Origin of the sequence: Spirosoma aerolatum, from assembly GCF_002056795.1 — a bacterium.
Lineage (GTDB): Bacteria > Bacteroidota > Bacteroidia > Cytophagales > Spirosomataceae > Spirosoma > Spirosoma aerolatum.
In genome coordinates this window covers 6,039,118-6,060,231 of sequence record NZ_CP020104.1, presented here as the reverse complement: position 1 = coordinate 6,060,231, position 21,114 = coordinate 6,039,118, and the positions used below count along the sequence as shown (strand labels likewise).

The following is a 21,114-nucleotide window of genomic DNA, read 5'->3' as shown; positions in this document are numbered from 1 at the left end:
GATACGATTGGTATAAAGTGGGAAAAGATGTGTAGGGAAAGTTGGCTAGTTGAGCCCCTTAAAATTTAGATAGTCGACCAGGAAGCGGATGGCAAAGCTGGTGCCTATATCCCGATTGACGAGCCAGATTTTGTCCTTCCGGCTACGCATCCGGGTTTCCAGAATGGCACCGCGCAGGTTTTTGTCAGGATGATCCATGCCAAACCGATTCTGAACAACCCAGGTCGCCGATTTATCGATGTAGGGTAGAAATTCCGTATAGCCTGCCTTGGCCAGCTCGATCCAGACGATGCCCGCCATAGCTACCGCCGAGCCTGTAACCGAACTCCGGTCGGGAGCCCGGCCGTCGATGTAGTTCACGTAAAAGATGGTGCCGTCTTTTTGCTGGGCTTTAGCGTAAGTACGACCCGTAGCCGCAGCCGCTTCCAGGTATTTCTTGTCGCCGGTTTTTTTCCAGGTATGGATCAGCGATTCGGCATACCAGAGATTGAAGCGGGGGTGAAAGGATTTTTCTTCGTTGGAGTTCGGCGTAAACTGCATCCACAACCCCTTCTCTTCCAGCTCGACCACCTTGTTCGACAGGTTGATGTGGGCGTCCAGCAGGGCTTTGTTTTTATTGAATTCGTAAGCGTCCAGAAAGAGCCAGCCTTCGGTGTTGGGCCGGGAAACGTCGTAGAGCGATTGCTCTTTTTTGCTCTTCCAGAACTCGCTATGTTCTTTCTCGACCACACCCGTGCCCAGATCGACGGCATCGTAGCAAACGCCTTTTTCGGCGTAGTACATGTTCTTCAGCATCCATTCGGCCGCTGTGGTGGCTACCTGAGCGTACTTTTTGTCGCCTGTCACGCGGGTTAACTCGTAAATGCCCGGTGTGCCGTCAGAAATTGTAGCAAACACGATGGTCGAATCGCCGATGGCGTCGCCATGCACGGCCCCCAGCATACCTTTGAGTTTGGGATGATCGTTGATTTGCAGACTGATCCAGTAGTCGCCTGCTTTTCGGGCCGTGGCTAGCCAGTTGGGGTTCCTGGTTTGCTTATAAGCCGCCAGCATGGCATACACCGCCTGACCTGTATGCCAGGGCACTTCATAAGGATACCACTTGCCTTCGGTCAGGTTGTAATCGCAGCGCGATTTACCCTGTTCGTCGAGCATGGTAGTCGATATGTAGGTTGCCATATCGTTGATGGCCTTTACGGCAACCTCTTTTTTTACCTGTGCATGGGTACCTGGCAGCGATCCCAGGATCATCCAGGCGGCTATGATTAACAATCGGTTAGTCGGCTTCATGAACGGACGTTTTGGCATTTAGGGAATACTTGTGTTTATGATTGGTAATGGGTTTCCGGGTGTCCAGCCGAAAGGCAAAATTCCAGGAAGCCGAGGTCGGTAATTTGAGTAGGATGTGGTTTACCCCTTTGGCCAGGTTGATGGCAAAGGGTGTTTCGTCCTGATCGACGGCGTTGCCGGGCTGTACCTGAGTCCCGTTGACAAACAGCTCTACTGCCTGGGTGCTTATTTGTGCCGTAACAGCCTGAGCACTATCGGCCGTGATCGAACAGTAGGCATAAGCCACGGCTCCGGAAGCGTTTTTGTAGTAGTCGCTTAGGTCGACAATACCGCCTTCCTGCGAGATGTATTTCTGCCAGCGATAGCTCTTGCCCTGAAATTGGGCCATATCGCCGGGCTTGGGCGGGACGTTGTAGGCAGGATCTTCGGAGTATAGAAAACGGGGTGGTGTCGGCGTTTTAAACGGCCCTGTCAGGAGCCAGTTCTGGAAGTAGAAGGCATTACTGGCTTTGATATCCAGCCCGATGGCTGCAATGGCGGGTAGTGGGGCGGATGATGCAATGAGGTTTTGCAGCCGGGTTGTAAGCTGCTGCAACTGGGTAATCTTGGCGTCGAACCCGTTTAGGTTGATGGCCAGGTAGTAGGGTTGATTTTCGGCTTCCCACAGGCTGCGGTATGTTTCTTTCAAGGACTGATACCGGGCCTGCAGGCCCACAATGGCCTGTATTGTGGCCTGTAAAGCTGCGGTATTGTGCTGGCTTTGGGCAGTTCGGTATGTATCGGCAGCCTGGGCGAGCAGCAGCCGGGAGTCCATCAGCAACTGATACTGTTGCAGGGTAAATTGCAGAAACTGTCCATCCGTATGATTTAATTGCGGCTCAGCGGCCCTGACGTAGGTTAGGCCCGTGTTGACGATAGCCTGAATTTTCGGTACATCCTGATTATTGATAATGAGCTTCTTTCCGCTGTCGGGCAGGAGCTTTTGCAGCCAGATCTGCTCGGCCAGGTTATACGTCAGCGGAATGCCGCGAAGCTCCATCAGTGTGAACAGCGCTTTTACGTAGTTTCCATTACCTGTGTTGTAAGCCGTACGCTCGAACCGTTCGTTGAAAGAGCCTGTCTCGCCCTGACTGATGTTCCAGCTTTTTTCGGCGGCTGTATACACGCCATACCAGTCGCTGTGGAAGAAGCACATAGGCCCTTCATCCCAAATGGTTGTCAAAACCCCCGCTGTACCTGCCTGCTTACCCGCTTTAAGAAAACCATTTATGTTGCCTCGGGCCATGACCATATCGGGGAAGAGCCGATTCGAGTTGACGATGCCTGGGCAGACGATGAAGGTGAGCCCCCGTTTCACGAAGGGCTGTATCCAGGTGTCGTAGGATTTTTGATCGCCATACTCCCAGGTGAGGTAGATAATGTCTTTCGGCAGCAGGTCCAGAATCTCTTCGTGTTGCAGGGCAATGTCGCCCCACATCATGAGCTGTTTGTGCTGCTTTTTAAGCACGTCGTACAGAAATTTGATGTGGTCAGCGTAATATTTCGCCACGCCCACACGATCGACGTACGCTTTGGATTTGCCTTTGCCCAGATCAAACGTTTCGTCGCAGTTAACGTTGAAATAGGGTGAGTTGAACGCTCCGCACAACTCCGTGATGACACTCGCCAGAAACGCCCTGGCTTTCGGATCGAGTGGCGAAATCATCGTGGAGGTTTCACCCATCGGCTGATATTTGGGGTGCGACAGAATATTAGCGAAATGGCCGAACGACTGAAAGCTGCCCACCAGTTGCATATGAAATTGAGCCGCATAGGCCGAAAGCTCCCGAATGTCGTCCATCGTCAGCTTGCCATCGGCAGGGGCAAAGTCGGGGTAGGACCGGGGTTGTACCACATGCTCGATGTAAAACGAGAGGGAGTTGATTTTCAACTCCGCCATCCGTTCGATCTGCTTTTTGATTGTGCTGACCTTAGGTGTAGGCCCCCGGCTGATGTCGTCGTAAATCCCCCGATTGGCAAACGAAGGCCAGTCTGTAATCGTTATCTCCTGATTCCAACCTGCGCGGACAAGTTGTTTCAGCGATTGAAGACCGTAGAAAAGGCCGGTTTCGGTATTGGCGGCAATGAATTTGTGTCTGGTATTTAGGACAAGAACGTAGCCTTCGGCCCCCACTTTGCCAGACCAGCCAGCCGTGTAGCCGTCGACCAGGGCATTGGCTTTAGCCGATTTGCCGGATACAATCAACGTGACGGTCTGCTGAGAGGCTTGTGCTGACTGGTTTAGGCCAGCCAGTTGCCAGTTTGCCGCAAGTCGTTTGGTCACGCCCGATTCGAGACCGGAGCCTGTAAAGGCAACAGCCGTACCGATTGGCGGTAATGGCTTGCCTACAATAACCTGCTGCGGATAGGGTAATACCGGAACAGGCGTAGCTGCGGCTGGATTCAGTCCAGAACCGATCAGTACACCCAGCAAAATTGCCTTGATTCGTTTCATTGAACACTCGTTTCGGTGATGCGTATCTGTGGGTGGTCGTTTTCAACCAGTTTTACCTGGGTGTTGGCTCCTGATTTTGCGACAAAGCTTTTGGCAGAGCCGGTAGCTGTACTATGACGGATCAATCCCCGGCTATCGCCTGTCACATACACGACTGCTCCGGCTGTTGCGGTAGTAGGCATGGTTATCCGATCCAGCGCGAAATCGCGAACGTCGTCCAGCGCCAGAGCAGGCCGGTTATCCGGTGCAAGGCAGGTGAAGCGTACGTTGCTGAGCTGGATATTTTCGATGTGGGCCAGGTAAAAACCATAAGCTGGCAGTGTACCGAACATGGTTCCTTCGGGATACTGATCGTCCAGCCTGGGAACCGATTTCATCATGTCGCTGGCAGCGCCCCCGCCCAAAACGTCGATGGAAATGTCGTTCAGGCTGATCTCGTGGAGTTTAGCCGTTTCGATCCCTGTAATGGAGCAGCCCGTCTGGCCACTGCCCGTAGCCGTTATCCCCGACAGCCGGATATTGCGGACGCGCCCGGTACCCGGCGTAGACGCCTGTTCGTCATACTTGCGCGCCCGGTTGCCTAGACGAATGAAAATCGGTACTTCAGGACCCTCCACCACGATATTGCTGATGGATATATTTTCCATAACGCCCCCGTCTACCATTTCGAGGGCAATTCCGCTGATGCCTGCTGGTTTGCCGTAAATGGTGGTTTTCTGGGCTGATGGTCTGATGACGCAGTTGGTAATAGCCACATTCCGAAAGCCCCCCGTCGATTCGGTACCCAGCTTCAGGGCGTTGCAGTGGCTGCTCAGGACGCAATTCATCACCGTAACGTTTTCTGTGATCAGGGGAGAGGTACTTTTCAGGGTCAGCCCATCGTCGTCTGAGTCGCCTTTGACATTCTGGATGGTTACGTTTCGCGAGCCATCGATGTCAATCATGTCGTTGTTTTTGTTGGAGTGGTTCCAGATGCTGATGCCGTTGATGCTCACATCCTCGCAGCCCAGATAGTGCTGCATCCAGAAAGCCGAATTGCGCAAGGTGATCCCGCTGACCCTGACTTTTTTGCACTCGATGAACCAGAGCAGGTAAGGTCGATTTCGGTAACGGTCGGGTTTCTTCAAGGTCGTCGTGACAAAGCTGGCCCCTTGCCCGTCGATGGTTCCATACCCTTCAATGCCTACATCGTCGACCTTATGGGCATAGATTAAGCTCTGCCTGGCCCATTCGGCCCCGTAAAACCTGAACCCATGCTGCTGGTAGGGGTATTTAGCCAGTACGGTTGTGCCCGTAAGCTGACAACCTGCCGACAGGTGAAGCACAACATGGCTTTTGAGCTGGATGGTGCCGGATAGAAAATTACCGGCAGGAAAAACCACCAGGCCCCCTCCCGATGCCGCGCAGGCGTCAACGGTTTTTTGAATGGCTGTGGTGTTGTCGGTTTTGCCATCCCCTTTGGCTCCGAACGTCAACACGTTGAAATCCGTAGCACTGGCTACTGTAGATAGGGCGATGAAGGTACTAACGAGTAACGTTTTCATAAGTTGGCCGGGTTAGAAAAGCGGTAATTCGCCGGCGTCGTACGATGAATTGGTAAATGATCTATAGGCAACTGCGTACTGGCTGTAGATGCGTCTGGCTCTTTAGGGACGTGTTTAGCAGCCCGCTATCGATTAGCGGTAAAATTTACCTGCAAATCCACGATTAACCTGTTGATCACAGATTCCGCCAGCGCTCAGTTGGCGCGTCCAAAGCGGTTAATCCAGAGCGTATAATTCAGTTTTTCGGATGAAATTCACGGTTGAGTGGGGTTAGAGGTTAGGAATAGTTCAGAGGTTTACCGGTTCCATTTTCGGAGTAAGCCAGTGGATGATGAGCCAGGCGATCAGGAACGAACTGCCGCACACCAGGAAGATGATGTTGTAGCCCACAACGATGTTGCCCGATGCTTTGAATATATCCAGAATGTATCCGATGAGGCTTTCGAACAATACCCCACCGACAGCCCCGGCCATACCGCCCAATCCAACCACCGAACTCACGGCTTTTTTGGGAAACATATCGGACACAATGGTGAAAATGTTGGCACTCCAGGCCTGGTTGGCGGCTACAGACAAACTGATCAGCGATACGACCAGCCACATATCGTTTGTATAGCGTGTGATCAGGATAGGGACGACAGCAATAGCTGATACGAGCAGCGCTATTTTACGGGCTTTATAAACGGGCCACCCTTTTTGAATCAGCCACGATGACAGATAACCACCCCCGATGCTGCCAATCATCGTACCCGTATACACGATAACCAGGGGCAGGCTAGGCTTTTTCAGGTCGAGGTGGAACGACGCGTTGAAATAGGCGGGGAGCCAGAACAGGAAAAAATACCAGATGGGGTCGGTAAAAAACTTGCCGACAATAAACGTCCAGGTTTGTCGAAGACCCAGCAGCTTACCCCACGATAGACCTCCTGCCGAAGGCGTTTCAACGTCGTTGTCGCTATGGATGTAGTCGTACTCAGCACGGCTCAGCTTTTTTTGCCGGGCCGGGACTTCATAAACGAAAAGCCAGACCAACAGCCAGATAAAGCCCAGCGAACCAGTAATGATAAACGCTATCTGCCAGCCGTACAGCGCCAGTATGAAAGGAACCAGAATGGGGCCCACGCAAGCGCCAATGTTGGAACCCGAATCAAAAATGCCGACTGCCAGCGCCCGTTCTCTTTTGGGAAACCACTCCGCCACCGTTTTTACCCCGCCCGGATAATTACCCGATTCGCCTATGCCCAGCAATGCCCGTACCAGGCCAAAGCCGACGGTGGTACGGATGAACGCGTGCATAACGGCAGCGATGCTCCAGATACTCACCGAAATAATATAGCCCAGCCGGGTTCCAATGTGGTCGATTACGCGTCCATACAGTAATTGCCCTAGCGCATAGGTTGCTGTAAAGGCCATTACGATATAGCTGTAATCGGATTCCGTCCAACTGAAAATCTTCTCCAGGGTAGGTTTTAACAAGCCCAGAATTTGCCGGTCCAGGTAATTGATGGTGGTAGCGGCAAACAGCATGGCACAGATAAACCAGCGGTAATTTCCAATTCGGCCCTTTGACTGGGTAGTCTGAATCATTCGTGTCAAGTTAAACGGTGTATCGTTTCCTAAGCGAGTTAAAACAGCTGGACAGGGAATCCGGTATTGATTAGGTTAAGTCATTTCGTCGTACTTCTTCGTCTTGTTTGTTCGGGAGGGATCATAGGCTCACATTTCAGTTATTGTAAAAAATAGCGAACCAATCGGCCGACCAATGCAGAAGCATGTAAAGAAATCTTTCAAAAGGTAGAGTCCAGTTTGATAGAAAACCAAAAAAAAAGCCGAAAATAGATGTATTTTTCTACGCAAAGGTTCTCGGGAACCTTTGCGTAAACTTGGTTTTCAGGGGCCTGTTCGGGGCTTTTCAGTAAGCAAAATCAGATTTAGGCAGTGACCGCTTCGTGTAATGACTTTGGGTTGTTTGTTAATAAAATAGGATTATTTTTATAAGTGCTCGTAATGAAACAAGTGACGATTAAAGACATTGCTAAAGAGTTGAACCTGTCAATTTCCACTGTTTCCAGAGCCTTGAGGGATAGTTGGGAGATTAGCGAACCCACTAAGCAACGGGTAATCGAACTGGCGAAACGACTTGAGTACAACCCGAACCCGGCTGCCTTGCATTTGCTGAGCAGTCATAGCAAAGAAATCGGAGTGATTGTTCCCGAAATAGCCAACCCTTTTTTCGCCGTCGTCATTGCGGGTATTGAAGATATTGCCTTTGCGCACGGATACCAGGTGGTTATTTACCAGAGTCATGATAGCTACGAGCGGGAGGTTCTGAATGTAAAGCATATCCTCCAGCAACGGAAAGATGGGTTACTGGTATCAATTGCAACAGGAACCAAAGACGTGGCGCATTTCCAGGCGATGCGTGAACGTGGTTTCCCAATCGTTTTTTTCGACCGGGTTTGTGAAGACATCGATACGCCTAGCGTGTCTGTCGATGATTTTGAAGGTGCGTATATGGCCACGGAACATTTGATTGACCAGGGCTGTCAGCAGATTGCCCTCCTGTCGGGGCCTGAACACCTACTCACGAGTCGACGACGGATTGATGGGTACCGGGTTGCCCTGCAGCGTCATCACCGTCCGGTTGTAGATGAGTGGATTATTCCCTTACCGTTTAGCCCCGAACAATCGTTAGCCGTTACCCGGGAACTGCTAAGTGGGCCCAATCGGCCCGATGGTATTTTTGCCGCCAGCGATGCCATTGCGTTGGGAAGTCATGCTGCCATTAACGAATTAGGTCTGTCTATGCCGCAGGAGATCGCCCTGATTGGGTTCGCCGATTTACCGATTGCCTCCCTGTTAAACCCTCCTTTAAGCTCCGTAGCCGAACCTACCTTTGAGATGGGGCAAACGGCAGCAAATCTGTTAATTAATATGATCAGGAACCCTGGTGGTCAAATGCCCTCGGCAGGCAACGTCTTAAAAACCAAACTCATGGTCAGAAGGTCTTCACAACGGCTTCCATTAAGTTAGGCTTATGACTACGCCCTGTTTATTCGCTGGATGGACTTTATCTTTGAATGAGTAATGATTGATTAAACGTGAGCCTGACGTATGAATCCTACTGTTGGTAAATACATTATTCTAATCGGAGCGGCTATTGTACTGGTGGGCGTAGTGGTTTACCTGTTTGGCGATAAGCTCTACTGGCTGGGTCGTTTGCCGGGCGATATTCGGATAGAAGGGAAAAATGGGGGTGGATTTTATTTTCCCATCGTGACCTGTATTGTGGTCAGCGTAATCCTGAACCTGATTATCGTTCTGATCCGTCGTTTTTTCGGGCCTTAGCGCTGGTCGATTTGGCAGGCTGGGCTGCGTTGTCTTCCGTGTAAGTCAGTTTGTTCAGGTAGAAAACTTCGCGCTGGCTGCCCGATGTTTTGGAAGGGGCTATTTTCTGGAAACCGCAGGCCAGAAAATGCCGGTCATACCAAGCCATCAGGTTATCCTGGGCCGAAAAGGTAACCTTCTCATTTTCGGTAGCCGTTTTCAGTTTAAACTTTTCGGTTTCTTTCAGGACCTTGCTCTCCTGAATCACTTCGGTTGTGATTTCGCCATCGTTCGGGTAAGCCAGTACCATCCGGTCGCCCTGATGCGAGACCTGAACCATTTCCGTTAAGTCCTTACTAAGGAGTTCTTTGATCGGGAAGCAGTTGTCCCACAGGAGGTTACCTTGTTTGTCGAAACCGCAGATAAACGCATGGGTGTACCGATATCCCTCGTAGCGGTCGGAACCCCGAACAATCCCACCATAGGCCAGTGTGCTGCCCCGGTATTGCGGATAATATACCTCGGCCACCAGGGTCAGGCCTGTTGGCGTGGGTTGCAGGTCGTGGACCAGCAGCCGGTAATGAAACTTGTAATCCTTACCTTCCTCCTTCTTTTTATTGGCTTTGGCCAGTAACTTTTGTTGTCGTTGTGGTTTCAGGTAATCGAAAAAATGCTGCAATTGTGAAAACTCAATGTACTGAATCGATTTGCTGGCTTCGTCAGCGTGTTCGCCATGATGGATGCGGGTCACGTAGATGCCCTGTGAGTAGGGCGTACAGTCGGTGGAATAATTACCTACCAAGAGCGATTCGTGTTCATTGACGGGCAGCAGCTTGCCCGAAACCAGACTTTTTTCAGCCCCATCAAAATCGAGCGTGCGAACTAGTTTACAATCGTAATTATAGGTTCGGATCGAGAACTGGCAGTGCCGTTTCAGCGAGTGCACCAGTACGTTAACCTCCCGGCGGGATTCGTCAATTTCCAGCCCACTAAGCTCCATCCGATTCACATACATACCCGGAAGGACTTTAGCCGACTGGTCGAAGAAGGAGAACGCCATCACCACCGGGCGGCCGTGTCGGTATCCACCCACGTAGGCCTGGCTGCCCAATACCTTAAAATACTGGACATCGAACTGATCGATCAGATTTCCTTCGAAGGTTTCAATAACGCCATCGTCGAGGTGGAGCCGGAGAAACTGGAATTTGCCCCGGTCATAATCGCGGAATAGATGATACACGTACTGATCTGTATTACAGTCTAATACAGGGGTGAAATCGTAGCTCTGTTTGAATTGTGCTTTCCAGAGGGGCTTCAGGTTGACGTCATATTTCTGGAAATTCAGGTTGGCAGGCGTATTGTCGTAAAAGGCACCCGTTCGGATGGTTACCAGAAGGCCTTTGTCGTTTAGTGGCGTTACATCGAATGCTTCGGCTTCGTTAGGGTCCGAGGGAATTTCGAGCCGTAGCGACTGGGCCAACTGTGCAAGCACAGGTGTACAGGCAACGGCAAAAAATAGGCAGACTATGTAGAGCGTTCGAAGCATATAATCAAATGTACAAATTATGACGTATAGTTTCTGGTTTTCATATAGGACAAACTATAGCGAAGCCTTCTGGTTTTAACCGCAAGGACGCAATAGGCGCAAAGCGGGTCAAACCAATCGGGTCTTTGCGCCTATTGCGTCCTTGCGGTATAGATTTTTTATTGATGCAACTGCTTGCCCAGAATCGAATACCGAAATCTATCTAGCAATAATCATACTGTTCTAGCGAAATTACTGACTCATTATACCTGCCAACGCTTTTTGAGGAAATCTTTCATGAAGACATTGATGTCCCACTGACTAGCGACAGGCAGGTTGCTATAGGGCAGTGTAGGCAGATAACCCGGTGCTGGGCCAAATTCGCAGGTAACGGTGAGTTGTGAGGCATTGGCCCGCTGGAGTCGATCACGAATGGCATCCCACCATTTGGCGTGTGTTTCGAGCGCATCTTTCCATTCAGGTGCCCTGGGGTCGGTGACTTGTGGGGCTTCGGGCTGGCCCACCCGGCAGTGAATATGATCGCTGACGGCAATGGCGCGCGTTACATTATCCGCCTGATCGGCCAGATACGACTCTGCCACGTTGACCCAGTGCGAATAGTCTGCAGTAAGTCGCAGATCGGGTAGTTTAAGCAGGTAGTACTGAATGGCGGGTGCACTGTACGAAAAACGGCCCCGATGCGTTTCATGCAGAATCCGAACGCCAGTCTGTTTCTGGACATCGGTGGCTGTCTGAATCAATTCAACGTTTTGCTCGAAGGTAAAGTAATCATGGCCCGTATGAGCGTTGATGAACAGCGGTTTATACGCAGCAATGTCGAGCAGGTCGTCGTGGTATTTTTTCTTGTGCTCGGCAAAATTACTCCCTCCACCGAAGCCCATCAAAATCGGTTCGAGACCGTTATCGCGCATGACCTGTGTGGCTTCTTTTCGTTTGCCGGGGCCAGCTGCAATTTCCATGCCGTCGTATCCTGCGGCTTTCACGCGTTTGGCGGCTTCTGAATACGTTAGATTTTCCATGCCCCACATCGGGCAGAAGAAGAGTGTTTTCAAGGAGGCAAAGGCTTAGTTTATCTGCCCAAAGTTGGTGGAAAAAATGAGGTTTACCAGTTCTTTTTTTGGTACGGTTCAGATTGCTCTATTCTGTCTGGCGCTAGTCAATTCTTTATAATCCAAGCGGCACATTTCCACAAATCAACCGTTGCTACTGACATACCGCTGTCAGTGAGAGGGATTTTCTTTGTAGCATACAATTAAAAACCTATCGCTAATGAATTTTTCTTCTGCCCGGATCATTACCGCCGATCTCAACCGTCTTGTTTCGTTTTATGAGCAGGTTACGGGTATGCCCATGACACGGTACACCGATGATTTTGCTGAGTTACGCACACCGTTGGCTACGCTGGCTATCGGAAGCACACGCACAGTACAGCTATTCGGTGGAGACGATGTGGCTAGAGCGGCTACCAATCGGTCAGTTATTATTGAATTGCGAGTTGAGGATGTAGATAATGAATACGAAAAACTGGCGGATTTTTTAGGGGATGCCATCGTTCAGAAGCCTACAACCATGCCCTGGGGCAACCGTTCGCTGTTGTTCCGCGACCCCGACGGAAATCTGATCAACTTTTTTGCGCCAGTTACATCAGCAGCACAGCAACGGTTAGATGGATAACATAAAGGCTATCCGATTCCCAAATGTTCTGGGCAGGTATTTATATCCAGAGTTTCAGAACGTTGAGATTAAAATTTACAACGATTTGAGTAATAAATAGGTCATATGTGTATTTCCACCTTGACCTAATCCGCTGGCTCTATACACTGAAGAGGGCTGCGGATCTGTTTGACTCATCCGTTGTGCACGCCTATGAAATTATGGAATGACTTCTGTCTACGTGTTCGGGCTTTTCTTTTTAATAGCTTCCTGGGTAGTATCCTATTGGTGAATGGCCTTTGGATCGGTTCTGTGAGAGGGCAGGTCCCTGCAAATGCTCGCAACTGGTATTTTGGGAATGGGGCAGGGATTACGTTTAATGGAGGGGCTCTCCAGGCCGTAACGAATGGGCAACTCCGTTCGATGGAAGGGTGCGCTAGCCAGTCAGATGCCAATGGGCAATTGCTGTTTTACACCGATGGCAGCACCATCTGGAATCGAAACCATGAGGTTATGCCTGGAGCCGTTAATCTGGGAGGGGGGAGCCGAAGCACACAGTCGGCCCTGATTGTTCCCTATCAGAATAGTAGCGATCAGTTTTATGTGTTTTCCGTTGCCAGTTCCGATCAACCAGCTGGTATCCAGTATTCGATAGTCAGCATGAATCTGAATAGCGGCTTAGGTGGGCTGACCGTCAGGAATAAACCGCTACTGTCGCCATCGTCGGAAAAAATTACAACCATTTATCATTGCAACAACCTGAATCACTGGATCATTACGCATGAACTGACCACAAATGCTTTTCGGGTGTACTTGCTCAATGATAATGGGCTTATTCTTACGCCTAAAGTGTACAACGTGGGGTCGGTACATCAGTCGCTGTATCGGGCAGGTAGTCCGCACCGGGAGAGCAAGGGATATATGAAACCGTCGCATGATGGGAAATTACTGGCTGTTGCCGTTTCCGATAGTGTAGAGGGCGGTTTTCTGGAATTATTCGATTTCGACAATCAGGCCGGGGCTATCTCAAATGCCCGAAAGCTGGAAGTCCCGGCAACAGTTGGGGCTTATGGACTTGAGTTTTCGCCCGATAATTCACTGATTTATTTGTCAACTTTGTCGAGTAAAAAAATCTATCAGATACGGGTTAGCGATCTGGCTATTACAGCAACCCTGACTGTGCAGGCGCAACGAAACGCGTCGCCCGGTGTAGGGGCATTGCAAATTGGGCCCGATGGTAAACTGTATGGTTCGCAGCCGGGCGAAGACTATCTGATGGCGATTAACCAGCCCAATCAGGTAGGCGCAGGCTGCGACCTCGTTTCACAAGCTATCTATCTTGGAGGTAGAAAAGCCCTGGCCGGGTTACCTTTCAATGTCGATACCATTCCCCGGCTTTTGCCAAAAGTGAATATCGAACTGGCTAAGCTTGGCGGTTGTAACAATTTTCTGCTTTCGTCCAAAACCCAGAATCTGGATGTAAATTACCTGAGTTATCAATGGTATTTGAATGGAACAGCGGTTACGGGAGCAACCTCATCAACCCTGAAGCCCGAAAAATCAGGTACGTATCTGTTGAAAGTTCGAGAAGGTAAATGTGCTGACATTCACATGACGTCTACCGAAGAACTGGCGGTTGTGCTGGTCGAGGTGAACCCAACAGTGACCAGCATACCGGATTCCTGTGGGCAGGTTCGGCTCAATGCACAGGCAACGGGTGGAACGCCCCAATGGACTGGCCCTGGGATTAATGTAGCTAACGAACGACTGGACTCACTGATCGTATCGAACGTGAACGGCGTCCAAACGTATCGGGTGCGGGTTACCAGTGCCGAAGATGCCTCCTGTTTTGCTGAAAAAGACGTAACGGCAAGTTTTACCCGGCCCTCCCCATTTCGGTTTGTTACCTCGACCCAAACCGTTTGCGGAGATACCCTTACCCTCCGGGCCACTCCCAATTCGGATTGGGATGCTTTTAGCTGGCAATTGCCGGATGGCCGTTCACTAGCGGGCGCTACGCTTCTGGCCCGGCAAAATGGGCAATATACCGTTACAGCCCGTAGCACGAAAACGGGTTGTATGAGCCGCGACTCGCAGATGGTGACGCTGAACCCATATCCGAAACTGCAACTGACTATCCATCAGATCGACACCTGTTTTGCCAATGCCAACCCGATTAGTCTGGATGCTGGCGTACTCCCTGATGTTGTGTATAGCTGGTTAAAAGCGGGCCGAATCATCGGTACCGAGCAGGTACTCCGCGTAAACGATTACGGCTGGTATACCATCAACGTACGTTCGTCGGCTGGGTGTCAGGCAAGCGATTCGGTTCGTGTGAGTGCCAACTGCCCGCCAACTCCGCCCGTAGCGTATGTGCCGGATATTTTTACTCCCAATCGGGATGGAACGAACGAAACCCTGATGGTGTATAGTACCGGGGCAGAAAGCATGACGTTGACTATTTTCAATCGCTGGGGAGAGCCTGTTTACGAAGGCATTAGCGAAACAGCCGTTTCGGCAGGCTGGTCGACCTGGGATGGGACCTTTAAAGGGCAACCCGTTGGAACGGGATTATATGTGTATCGGCTCGCCATGAAAAATTCCTTCTACCCGGCTGGATTTACCCGAAAAGGTGTTATCGAAGTAATTCGCTGACAACCATTTGGCTATCCTCAAAATGAATGAATAGTAGCAAAATTCGGCTAATATCCCCAACTTTACCTTTGAAAACCAAATAGGTTAACCGGTCGCACTTTCGGTAAACTATTTCTTGAACGAATCCAAATTTAGACCTAATTATGAGCGAAGTAGCCGCCCGTTTTGCCCCCGGCGTTGTGACCGGCGAAGGTGTCACTGAAATTTTTCGTCATGCGAATGAGAACGACTATGCCTTGCCGGCTGTCAATGTCGTTGGTACTAACTCTGTGAATGCTGTTCTGGAAACAGCCAAAGCTGTTAACTCGCCGGTTATCGTCCAGTTTTCGAACGGTGGTGGAATTTTTTATGGTGGCAAAAGCCTGCCCAACGATAAGCAACAGGCAGCCATTGCAGGCTCCATTTCGGGTGCCCTGCACATTCACCATGTCGCCGAACTGTATGGCGTTCCGGTGATCCTGCATACCGACCACTGCGCCAAGAAACTGCTGCCCTGGATCGACGGGTTGCTGGCGGCTGGTGAAAAACACTTTGACCAAACCGGCAAGCCCCTGTATTCGTCGCACATGCTTGACCTGTCGGAAGAGCCGATTGAAGAAAATATCGAAATCTGCGCCAAATACTTCGAGCGGATGGCCAAAATCGGCATGACGCTGGAGATCGAACTCGGCGTAACGGGTGGTGAAGAAGATGGTGTCGATAACTCCGACGTCGACGATTCCAAACTGTATACTCAGCCTTCGGAAGTGGCTTTTGCCTACGAAGAACTGAGCAAAATCTCACCAAACTTCACCATTGCCGCTGCGTTCGGTAACGTGCATGGCGTGTATAAGCCTGGTAATGTAAAACTGTCGCCGATCATCCTGCACAACTCGCAACAATACATTCAGGAGAAATATGGCACGGGTCCGCTGCCGGTGAATTTCGTATTCCACGGTGGTTCGGGTTCCAGCCGCGAAGAAATCCGCGAAGCTATCCGTTACGGTGCAGTGAAAATGAACATTGATACCGATATGCAATGGTCGATGTGGGAAGGTGTTCTGAACTATTACAAAGCGAAAGAAGGGTACCTTCAGTCGCAGTTAGGCAACCCCGAAGGTCCCGATTCGCCAAACAAGAAGTACTACGATCCTCGTGTATGGCTGCGTAAAGGCGAAGAAAGCATGGTGCAACGCCTGAAAGTAGCATTCGAAGATCTGAACTGCATTAACCGACTGGCCTAATCGTCGGGTAAACGATACAGTAGAGGCAACTGCCGAACTCTCATGAGTTCGGCATTTTTTTTTGCCCGAAAATTAAAAATTTTTAATGTGAGGGGTACCTGCTTCCGGGGTGTCGATTGTCTTATGCGTACTTAACAAAAACCTTATGGATGAGCAAACGATGATGGCAACGCTACTGGAACGGTATCTCGCTAATGAGGCAACGGATGAGGAACTGGAGGTATTTCTGGAACTACTTAGGGAAGGAAAGCTGGACGAACTGGCCAGAACCTATATGGACCGGGAAGCCGACCTCATCCAGAAAACAACCACTGAATCGACATCGGGTACTGGGTTTCGGTCCTGGGGTCAGTGGTTGAAGATAGCCGCTTCCATCACCCTGATACTCTGGTAGATTGTACGGTAACGATCTGTCATTTCTCTATTGCCATGCCTGGATCAAGGGCGTGGTAAACCAAGCTTTTGTCAATTCATACAACCAATAAACTAGAAAAAAAGCAATGGGATTATCACTACAAAGGAGGATACGAACCTTAGGGTGTTTGATGGTCTCCGCTTCGCTGATTACCACAGCGGGTGCCCATACCCGACCAGCGGAAAAAGGAGAGAATGCAGACCAGATCAGGCAGGCAAAACGGATGGATGCGTCAAAAGCAATGCATCGGGCTAACTCAGCCGACCAGGTGGCTATTGTGGTCAAAGGGAAGGTGACAGCTCAGGAAGACCGGATTGCTCTGCCGGGTGTCAATATCGCCATTAAAGGTTCCACGGTCGGCACGACAACCGATGCCGATGGTAATTATTCCATCAGCGTACCTTCGCCCGAGAGCGTGCTGATTTTCTCCTTTCTAGGGTATGTATCGCAGGAGGTTAAGGTAGGTAGTCAGACATCGATCAACGTAGCACTGGCCCCTGATTCCAAAATCCTGAACGAAGTGGTTGTTACGGCACTGGGCTTCAAGGAGGAAAAAGATCGGCTGGGCTCTACTTTATCGGCCGTTAAACCGGAAGACATTAAGCGATCTGGCGAAACGGGTGTTATCAATGGTCTGGCGGGTAAGGCGGCTGGTGTACTGATTTCGCGCTCAACGGGCGATCCGGGCGCGGGTTCGTATATCCAGATTCGGGGCCAGAACACCATTACGGGGTCAAACCAGCCGCTGATCATTATCGACGGCGTACCGATGAGCAACAGCACGACGGGCGATTCGCGGGGTGGCGTTGCGCAACAATCCCGGCTAAACGACATTAACCCAGAAGACATTGCCAGTATGCAAATTCTGAAGGGCGCTTCGGCGGCTGGTTTGTGGGGGTCGCGGGCGGCCAACGGGGTTATTGTTATCACAACCAAGCGGGGCGCTACTGATAATAAGCTGAATGTCAGCTTTAGTTCGACCGTTTCCTTTGATAAAGTCAATGTACTGCATCCACTTCAGGAAGCCTACGGACAGGGAACGGCTGGCGTTTACAACCCAACTACACAGTATTCCTGGGGCGACAAAATTGCCAATCGGGCAGGGGGAGAGGATGCTGTTAATATGAACGGGGCTCGCTTTGAATCGTATCAGGGCAAAACGTTTTACCCCATTATCACGAAAAACTCCAAAGAAACCTTCAACGAAGCGCGTCGGGATGCGGTTTTCCGGACAGGAACCTACCTGGACAACAACATTAGCTTAAGTGGAGGGAACGACAAGGGTAATTTTTACCTAAGTCTGGGTAATCTGGCGCAGAAAGGAATTTTTTCCGGGCAAAGCGACTATAAACGCAACTCAGTTCGGTTCAATGCACTGCGTCAGTTCAACGACATTGTCCGGGCGTCGGCCAATGCCAACTACATTCGGACAACCTCCAATCGGATTCAGAAAGGCGATAACACCAGTGCACTGTATTTGGGGATGCTGCGGTCTGCCCCCGATTTTGACAGTCGCTACTGGAAAGGAACCTATTATGCGTCGCCAACGGCAGCTGGCATTCGGAATCGGCAACGAGCCTATCGCAATTACCTGGGTGCTTCGGCCAACCCAAGCTATAACGATCCGCTCTGGACAATCAACGAGCTGACGAACTTTTCGGAAGTGGATCGCCTGATTATGAACTCCGAAATGGTCATTACACCCAAAGACTGGTTTAGCATCACGGCGCGGGGGGCATCGATATGTTCAGCGACCGTCGGGTAACGAACAACCCGGTGAACTCAGTCGAAAATTCGGGGGCTGGCACCTACGATCAGCGCATCATCTCCGAAAAAGAACTGAACCTGGACGTGATTGGTCGGGCGAGTAAAGATTTTGGGGAACACATCACGAGCACGTTGATTGTAGGTTTCAACATCAACGACCGCACATCCAACCTGTTGGGCGGCACGATGAACAACTTTATTCTGGAAGAAGCTCCCGCCAACTTTGCCAACTCAATTGCCGCCAACAACTATCCGTTCAATACCGAATCGCATCGTCGGACTGCCCGGTTGTATTCCACACTGAATCTGGGCTTCTTTAACCAGTTGTTCGTCAATGGGTCGTTGGCCAGCGAATCGGGGTCAACGTTTGGTAGTGCGTCAAAATCGACCTTTTACTATCCATCGGCGGATGTGGCCTGGCAGTTTAGTCAATTGCCCGTTTTCCGGGGTACACCCGTATCGTTTGGTAAGCTGCGGGCATCGTATGGTATCGTAGGTATCCAGCCCGAACCGTATCGGAACACCACGCCATATATTGCGGCCTCGTTTACCGATTGGGGCACTACACTGACCAGCTCGGGCTATGGGGGTGCTTATGTCGAAAGTGCTACTCAGGGCGACCCGAACCTGTTGCCGGAACGCAAAACGGAATGGGAAATCGGGGCCGACCTTCGGCTTTTCAAAAACAAACTGACCATCGGCTATACGTATTACCAGAATCAGATTCGTGACCTTTTATTGCAGGTTTCGGCAGCCGGTTCAACGGGTTTCAGCCAGAAATACACGAATGCCGGAAGTATGGAAAACAAAGGGATGGAAGTTGATTTCAACCTGAACGTACTCCAGAAGAATGACTTCCAGTGGAATGTGTTTGCGAACTGGAGCCGTAACAAAAACCGTGTAACCAGCCTCGGCGGTACCGAAATTATCACCTTCACGGGTGGGGCACTGAGTACGGTGGCACACGTAGGCGACGCACTGTCGTCTTTCTATGGCGGTGTCTATCAGCGCAATGAAGATGGCTCTATGAATCTGACCGCCAATGGATTTCCGAAACTGGGTACCACGCTGGGCATTGTAGGCGATCCCAACCCCGACTGGCGTGGTGGATTTGGTACGAACCTCTCTTATAAAAAACTGTCGCTGAATGTATTGTTCGAGACCTTCCAGGGTGGCGATTTCTACGAAGGAACCCGTGGCGTATTGGTCAATTTTGGCACCTATGCCGATGTGGGCAATGAAGTGACGCTATCGAAAGACATGTACAACTACGCTGGGACGCTGTTCAAAGCGGGGACAACCCTTCGCGGTAACGTAAAAGATTACGGCGGAGGGCCGGTGCTGCTGGACCAGTCTTTCTACACCTCTATTGGTGGCCACTCGGGGCAGTTGACAGAACAGTTTGTACGCGATGGAAGCTGGACCCGCATTCGGGAAATTACGCTGGGCTATCAACTCAACTCAGCCGGGTTCCGCAAGAAAACCAAACTCGAATCGGTCAGTTTCGCCGTTACGGCCCGGAATCCAGTGCTCTGGACAAAGGTGGTGGGTATTGATCCGGAAACCAACGTATCGGGTGTAGGCAATGCCCGTGGGGTCGATTATTTCAATAATCCCAGTACTAAATCGCTGGTCGTTAGTCTGAAAATCAACTATTAATGGTAACGCGGGTGGAAACCCGCGATAGTTTACTTTATAATCGCGGGTTTCCACCCGCGTTACCTATTACTTCCATGAAACTACGATATAAAGCCATTTTTGCCGTATTGATTGGGCTGACGTCTTCTGCCTGTGAGTCGCTGGTGTCGGATATGAACCAGGACCCCAACAACCCTACCGACGCTTCGGCCGAATATATTTTTACTGGTACACAAGTTGCACACATCGCTTCGCAGGAAGGGATGGCCAGCCGACTCACTATTGTCTGGACAGGCTATGGGTTTGGCGCGTTCCAGCAGTTTGGTACCTGGGGGCAGTATCAGATTACCGCTGCCAATTTCGACGACGACTGGAACCTGTTCTTCACTGGAACCAACAAAAATGCGGTGCGGGCACTGGACAAGGCGAATCAGTTAGGCAACCGGGTCATGGCGGGTATCACTAAAATCATTCAGGCCCATAACATCAGCACGGCTACCGAACTCTGGGGGGATGTGCCCTTTACCGAAACCGCCAATACCACGAAATACCCAAACCCCAGATTTGAGACTCAGGCTGAGCTGATTCCAAAGCTGATTGCTCAGTTGAACGATGGCATCACAGATCTCGAATCAGGTATCGGGACTGTTGGTACAAAGGACCTGTTTTTTGCTGGCGATCTCACAAAGTGGAAACAAGTTGCCAATACCCTGAAAGCTCGGTTATACACCGATCTTAAACAATACAACGAAGCGTATACAGCGGCTCTGGCAGGGGTAAGCACGTATACCAACTCGATGTATTCGACACACGGGACAACGGCCAGCGCCAACGAGAATCAGAATTACAGTTTCCTGACCAACATTCGGGCGGGGAGCATCACGGCCGAAGGGTCCTACAATGCCGAACTGCTCAACCCGGCCAAAACGGCGACGTACCGGGGAAATGCTAAAACCAACGAAACCGCCCGGTTCAAGTTCTATTACCTGGAAAATGGCGTGAATGCACCGGGGGTAATCGAACCCAATACCCTAACGACCACAACAAACCGAGGCTTTTTTGCCCGTGATGCCAGCTTCCCGCTTGTGACCTATCAGGAAAATATCTTGACCCTGGCCGAAATGGCTTTGCGGTCGGGCAAAGGTTTCGATGCGGCACTGGCGCATCTGAATACCTACCGGAGCTTTCTGAATAGTGGGGGCTATCTGCATGCAACGTATAAAGTAGCCGGTACCTACAAATACGACCCCTACGTAGCTGCCGATTTTGCGGCCGGTGGTATCGAGAACAAGGATGGGATTGCTGCCGATAAGGCACTGTTGCGTGAGATTCTGGAAGAGCGGTATGTAACGTTCTACGGCCAGCACATGGGCTGGAACGACGAGCGTCGTACACGCGCTGAAGGCTTGGGTGTCAAGCTGAAACCCAATAACGGTAGTCAGTTGCCTGGTCGGTTCATCTATTCGCAGAATGAACTCAACTCAAATCCAAACAGCCCGCGTTCTGCGCCAAGCCTGTTTGAATCGGTTACCATTTTCAAGTGATTTTTCGACAGGATTTAC

General features: G+C 50.7%; 15 protein-coding genes. 9 read left to right on the top strand and 6 right to left on the bottom strand.

Going from position 1 to position 21,114, the window contains the following annotated elements:
• Positions 1 to 45 precede the first annotated feature (45 nt).
• From B5M13_RS25055 to B5M13_RS25040, 4 genes are all read right to left on the bottom strand, one after another.
• A complete protein-coding gene (locus B5M13_RS25055) occupies positions 46 to 1,290 on the bottom strand; it encodes a hypothetical protein (RefSeq protein ID WP_080058274.1) in 1,245 nt (414 codons plus the stop codon).
• Entirely contained in the window at positions 1,277 to 3,784 is a 2,508-nt protein-coding gene (locus B5M13_RS25050) for a family 20 glycosylhydrolase (RefSeq protein ID WP_080058273.1), read from the bottom strand. The genes B5M13_RS25055 and B5M13_RS25050 overlap by 14 nt, the downstream gene beginning before the upstream one ends.
• Positions 3,781 to 5,328, bottom strand: coding sequence for a glycoside hydrolase family 28 protein (locus B5M13_RS25045; RefSeq protein ID WP_080058272.1), 1,548 nt, complete (start codon positions 5,326 to 5,328; stop codon positions 3,781 to 3,783). The genes B5M13_RS25050 and B5M13_RS25045 overlap by 4 nt, the downstream gene beginning before the upstream one ends.
• A 288-nt stretch (positions 5,329 to 5,616) precedes the next feature.
• The gene (locus B5M13_RS25040) at positions 5,617 to 6,915 is read right to left on the bottom strand and encodes an MFS transporter (protein ID WP_080058271.1); all 1,299 of its coding nucleotides are present in this window, start codon (positions 6,913 to 6,915) and stop codon (positions 5,617 to 5,619) included.
• Between the two features lie 420 nt (positions 6,916 to 7,335).
• Between B5M13_RS25040 and B5M13_RS25035 the strand changes: the two genes are divergently transcribed.
• Positions 7,336 to 8,361, top strand: a complete 1,026-nt coding sequence (locus B5M13_RS25035; RefSeq protein WP_080058270.1) for a LacI family DNA-binding transcriptional regulator — start codon at positions 7,336 to 7,338, stop codon at positions 8,359 to 8,361.
• Between the two features lie 81 nt (positions 8,362 to 8,442).
• A complete protein-coding gene (locus tag B5M13_RS25030) occupies positions 8,443 to 8,676 on the top strand; it encodes a DUF2905 domain-containing protein (protein ID WP_080058269.1) in 234 nt (77 codons plus the stop codon).
• Here B5M13_RS25030 and B5M13_RS25025 read toward each other — a convergent pair.
• Positions 8,642 to 10,201, bottom strand: coding sequence for a hypothetical protein (locus tag B5M13_RS25025; RefSeq protein WP_080058268.1), 1,560 nt, complete (start codon positions 10,199 to 10,201; stop codon positions 8,642 to 8,644). The two genes, B5M13_RS25030 and B5M13_RS25025, sit on opposite strands and share 35 nt — an antisense overlap.
• Positions 10,202 to 10,443: 242 nt before the next feature.
• Positions 10,444 to 11,253, bottom strand: coding sequence for a sugar phosphate isomerase/epimerase family protein (locus tag B5M13_RS25020; RefSeq protein WP_245859488.1), 810 nt, complete (start codon positions 11,251 to 11,253; stop codon positions 10,444 to 10,446).
• A 217-nt stretch (positions 11,254 to 11,470) separates the two neighbouring features.
• Between B5M13_RS25020 and B5M13_RS25015 the strand changes: the two genes are divergently transcribed.
• From B5M13_RS25015 to B5M13_RS24990, 7 genes are all read left to right on the top strand, one after another.
• Complete coding sequence (locus B5M13_RS25015) at positions 11,471 to 11,875, top strand: VOC family protein (RefSeq protein WP_080058266.1); 405 nt, start codon at positions 11,471 to 11,473, stop codon at positions 11,873 to 11,875.
• Positions 11,876 to 12,067: 192 nt separating this feature from the next.
• Positions 12,068 to 14,509, top strand: a complete 2,442-nt coding sequence (locus B5M13_RS25010) for a T9SS type B sorting domain-containing protein (RefSeq protein ID WP_080058265.1) — start codon at positions 12,068 to 12,070, stop codon at positions 14,507 to 14,509.
• Positions 14,510 to 14,652: 143 nt separating this feature from the next.
• A complete protein-coding gene (gene fbaA, locus B5M13_RS25005; protein WP_080058264.1) occupies positions 14,653 to 15,732 on the top strand; it encodes a class II fructose-bisphosphate aldolase in 1,080 nt (359 codons plus the stop codon).
• Between the two features lie 145 nt (positions 15,733 to 15,877).
• Positions 15,878 to 16,126, top strand: coding sequence for a hypothetical protein (locus B5M13_RS25000; RefSeq protein ID WP_080058263.1), 249 nt, complete (start codon positions 15,878 to 15,880; stop codon positions 16,124 to 16,126).
• 151 nt (positions 16,127 to 16,277) lie between these two features.
• The gene (locus B5M13_RS34270; RefSeq protein WP_245860098.1) at positions 16,278 to 17,912 is read left to right on the top strand and encodes a carboxypeptidase-like regulatory domain-containing protein; all 1,635 of its coding nucleotides are present in this window, start codon (positions 16,278 to 16,280) and stop codon (positions 17,910 to 17,912) included.
• A gap of 11 nt (positions 17,913 to 17,923) precedes the next feature.
• Positions 17,924 to 19,573 (top strand): outer membrane beta-barrel protein, encoded by a 1,650-nt coding sequence (locus B5M13_RS34265; protein WP_245859486.1) that lies wholly within the window; start codon positions 17,924 to 17,926, stop codon positions 19,571 to 19,573.
• 74 nt (positions 19,574 to 19,647) lie between these two features.
• Positions 19,648 to 21,096 carry a SusD/RagB family nutrient-binding outer membrane lipoprotein gene (locus B5M13_RS24990; RefSeq protein WP_080060074.1) on the top strand — a complete coding sequence of 483 codons (1,449 nt, stop codon included), beginning with the start codon at positions 19,648 to 19,650 and terminating at the stop codon, positions 21,094 to 21,096.
• Positions 21,097 to 21,114: the final 18 nt, after the last annotated feature.